Raw genomic sequence first — 4,166 nt, 5'->3', positions numbered from 1 at the left:
CTTTCCACCCAGTTCATCTGTCCGTTTTAGGAGACAGCCGCTCCCTTGTCGTTAGTGTAGCCACGTTCGCAAAGAACGAGCAATTGAAAAGGGAGGATTTTCAATGCGCTTCAAAACTCTTGGCGCGTCAGCGCTTGCTGCAATACTGAGCTTGAGCTCTGTGCCGGCCTTGGCCCAATCGGGCGAGTTGACGATCTGGAGCTGGGATGTAGCCGCTTCGTCATTGAAGGCGACGTTAGAGGGCTTTAACAAACAGTATCCCGACATTAAGGTCACGGTCCAGGATCTCGGCAATCATCAGGTGTTCGACAAGACGCTGGCTGCCTGCGCTGCAGGGGGTGATGGCCTTCCGGATATCGTCACCATCGAAAACTTCGAAGCTGAAATTTTCTGGAACCGTTTTCCCGAATGCTTCGCCAATCTCAAGGATCTTGGTTATACGCCTGAAATTCAGGCCAAATTCCCCGAGTTCAAGCGCACCGAGCTGGAAGTCGGTGATGTCGCCTATGCCATGCCGTGGGATTCCGGCCCCGTCGCTGTGTTTTATCGCCGAGACTTCTACCAAAAGGCTGGCGTGGATCCTGTGGCAATCAAGAACTGGGACGACTTCATCGCCGCAGGCAAGAAAATCTCGGCAGCAAATCCCGGCGTCGTCATGGCGCAGGCCGATTTCAACGGCGATAGCGAATGGTTCCGCATGATTTCCAACGAGCAGGGATGCGGATACTTCTCTACCGATGGCCAGTCCATCACCATTAACCAGCCCGCATGCGTTGCCACACTGGAGAAGGTCAAGCAGATGAAGGATGCCGGCACGCTGACGGCTGCCAACTGGGATGAAAAAATCCAGTCCAATACGGCCGGCACCGTTGCAAGTCAGCTTTATGGCGGCTGGTATGAAGGCTCCATCCGTTCAAATTCGCCCAAGCTCGAAGGTAAGTGGGGCGTCTACCTCATGCCAAGCCTGACCGCCGACGGACCGCATGCGGCCAATCTCGGCGGGTCCTCGCTTGCCATCAGCAACGGCTCACAGAACAAGGAAGCCGCATGGGCCTATCTGAATTACGCGCTTGGCTCAAATGAGGGACAAATTGCCATGCTCAAGAGCTTCGGCCTGGTCCCTTCGCTGTTGAGTGCAATAAAAGACCCGTTTGTAGCGGAGGCTCAGCCCTATTGGAGTGGTCAACCAGTCTGGTCCGAAATCCTCGGGACCTTGCCAAAGATTGTGCCGAGCCGCGGTACGGCATTTCAGAGTGATGCCGACGAAATCTACAAGGCGACACAAACGAAATATTTTGCCGGTGGTTACCCAGACGCCAAAACTGCCTTGGATGACGCAGCACACCAGATCGCGTCGGCAACCGGCCTCCTGATTGCCGAATGAACCGCAAACCGGACACGCAACAGCGTGTCCGGTTTGACTGGCCTTTCTATCGAGGAGGAAAAGCGATGCAATCGCGCAACCGGGCCGCCTACGGGTTCCTTGCCCCCTATCTGTTGATCTTTGCCATCTTCTGGATATGGCCGATCATCCGTTCGTTTACGATGTCGTTTCAGAATACGCGCATCAATCCCTGGACCTTCAGCCCCGGCGCGAACTGGGGCCGGCTGTTCTTGGATCCGGCTTTTTACAACGCGCTGAAGAACACAATGATCATTCTGGTCATTCAGGTACCGGTGATGATCACGCTTGCAACAGTCATGGCGGTTCTGCTCAATTCTTCTTTGTTAAAAGCCAAGGGTCTCTTCCGCTTTGCCTTCTTTGCGCCGGTCGTCGTTGGCGAAGTCGCCTACGCTGCGGTGTTCCGGCTAATGTTCAATCTTGATTTTGGGATCATCAACAAGCTGCTGAACACTGTCGGCATTGCCTCTATATCCTGGTTTGCTGAGGCCCCTGCAGCCCTGGCACTTCTGATCATCGCCGTGACCTGGCGCTGGGCCGGCTATAACGCCATTATTATATTGGCCGGGCTCCAATCCATCCCCGATGACGTCTATGAGGCGGCGACGCTCGATCGTGTCAGCAAGCTCAGGCAATTCATCTACATCACATTGCCGCTGCTCAGACCCATCATTCTCTTTTGCGTGGTTCTGTCGATCATCGGTTCAATGCAGCTCTTTACCGAACCATTCCTGATTACCAATCGCGGTGGTCCTGGCGGCGGGACAGAAACGCTTGGCCTCTTCCTTTACCGGCAAGGTTTTACCTCGCTCAACTTCGGTTACGCCTCGGCTATCGCCTATACGATGGCCGCGCTGGCGATACTGATTTCACTCCTCAATCTCTGGGTGGGGCGCGAACCGAAATGAAATCAAAGTCCCGATCAACACTCATCCGCTCGCTGTCATTGCATGCCGTTCTCATTCCGCTGGCGATTATCTGGCTGTTTCCACTTTGGATGATGTTCGTATTCGCGACAATGCCCGACTATGGCATCTTCAGCCCGCAGATCGAGCTTTTGCCCTCGACGCATTTTGTGGAAAACCTTGGCAACCTGCAGGCGGATACCGATTTCATCGGGGCATTGATGATCTCCGTTGGCGTCGCGATGATCTACACGTTCCTGTCTGTCCTGCTCACCGCGATGGCGGGCTGGGCCCTCGCCCGCTACCGGTTCTTCGGCAAGTCTTTGGTGGTCGCCATCATCCTCGGCACCATCACCCTGCCCTATTTCGTTGTGGTTATCCCGCAATTCATCATGGTGGCGCGCGAATTCAAACTGGCCAATACCTGGGTCGCGCTCATCGTGCCGCCACTGTTCAATTCACTTGGCGTGCTGTTCATGCGGCAGTCCTTTTCGATGATGCCGGCAGAGCTGTTTGACGCCGCGCGCGTTGAAGGCGTCAAGGAATGGCAGATATTCCTGCGCATTGCACTGCCGTTGGCGCGACCGACCATGGCGGCACTGGCGATCATCCTGTTCCTTGCATCCTGGAACAATTATCTCTGGCCGCTGCTGATCAATTCACGGCCGGGCATGATGACTGCACCAGTTGCGCTCGGAACTCTGATCGGCCTTACCAAGGTGTCCTGGGGCGGCATTATGGCGGGAGCGGTTGTGCTCACCGCGCCGATCCTTGTCGTCTTTATCCTCTTGCAGCGCCACTTCATCGCCGGCATCGCTGCCGGCGCCGTCAAGTAACTGGAGAACGCCGCATGGCAGAGCTTTCACTCAAGAATGTCGTCAAACGTTTCGGCTCCTATGAAATTATCCGCAATGCCAGCCTTGATGTGGCCGACGGCGAGTTCGTGGTTTTCGTCGGCCCCTCTGGCTGCGGCAAGTCCACCTTGCTGCGCATGATTGCAGGCCTCGAGCACATAACGGACGGGGAAATCCGCATTGGCAACACGGTCGTCAATGATGTCGAGCCGGCAGACCGCGGCATCGCCATGGTGTTCCAGTCCTATGCGCTCTATCCGCACATGAGCGTCGAAGAAAACCTTTCCTTCGGCCTGCGTATGACCGGTAATCCCAAAGCCGATACGCAGCGCCGTGTCCAACGTGTCGCCGACATTCTGCAGATCAAGGAGCTGATGAAACGCCGCCCCAAGCAGCTTTCCGGTGGCCAGCGCCAGCGTGTCGCCATTGGTCGCGCCATCGTGCGTGAGCCACAAGTGTTCCTGTTCGATGAGCCGCTTTCAAATCTCGATGCGGAACTGCGGGTGCAGATGCGTGTCGAGATTTCTCGCCTGCACAAGGAGCTAGGGACGACCATGATCTATGTGACGCATGACCAAACCGAAGCCATGACCCTTGCCGACAAGATCGTCGTGCTGCGTGGCGGCAATATCGAACAGATCGGCGCACCGCTCGACCTATATGACAACCCTGCCAATCAGTTCGTCGCAGGTTTCGTCGGTTCACCCAAGATGAATTTCATGAACGCTGAAATTACCGGTGCAGACGCGCAAAGCGTTACGATTACGCTTCTCAATCAGGGCAACGTCCGCCTCACTGTGCCGATTAAGGCTCCCGTACCCGGCGTCGGTGAACGAGTGACGCTCGGCGTGCGGCCGGAACATTTCTCCAAGGCCGGTGATGGTGATGCCGACCTCACAATCAAAGTCGACGTCGCCGAACATCTCGGCAACACCAGCTACGTCTACGCGAACGTAGCGGGCGGCGAACAGATTATCATTGAACGCGAAGAATCCCGCAACGAGG

4 protein-coding genes are annotated in these 4,166 nt (G+C 55.9%); all 4 read left to right on the top strand.

The window, feature by feature from the left end; all coding sequences use genetic code 11:
• The first annotated feature begins 103 nt into the window (after window positions 1-103).
• Window positions 104-1,384 (top strand): ABC transporter substrate-binding protein, encoded by a 1,281-nt coding sequence (locus AAAC48_RS10370; RefSeq protein WP_340654106.1) that lies wholly within the window; start codon window positions 104-106, stop codon window positions 1,382-1,384.
• 65 nt (window positions 1,385-1,449) lie between these two features.
• On the top strand, window positions 1,450-2,310 hold the full coding sequence (locus AAAC48_RS10365; RefSeq protein WP_340654105.1) for a sugar ABC transporter permease: 861 nt from the start codon (window positions 1,450-1,452) through the stop codon (window positions 2,308-2,310).
• The gene (locus AAAC48_RS10360) at window positions 2,307-3,143 is read left to right on the top strand and encodes a carbohydrate ABC transporter permease (protein ID WP_340654104.1); all 837 of its coding nucleotides are present in this window, start codon (window positions 2,307-2,309) and stop codon (window positions 3,141-3,143) included. The genes AAAC48_RS10365 and AAAC48_RS10360 overlap by 4 nt, the downstream gene beginning before the upstream one ends.
• Before the next feature lie 14 nt (window positions 3,144-3,157).
• A partial coding sequence (gene ugpC, locus AAAC48_RS10355; protein WP_340654103.1) for a sn-glycerol-3-phosphate ABC transporter ATP-binding protein UgpC occupies window positions 3,158-4,166 on the top strand: 1,009 nt, incomplete at its 3' end.

Source organism: Phyllobacterium sp. (genome assembly GCF_037994405.1).
Taxonomy (GTDB): Bacteria; Pseudomonadota; Alphaproteobacteria; order Rhizobiales; family Rhizobiaceae; genus Phyllobacterium.
Note: the sequence above shows the minus strand (reverse complement) of the source record. Positions and strands in the feature narration are given on the sequence as shown.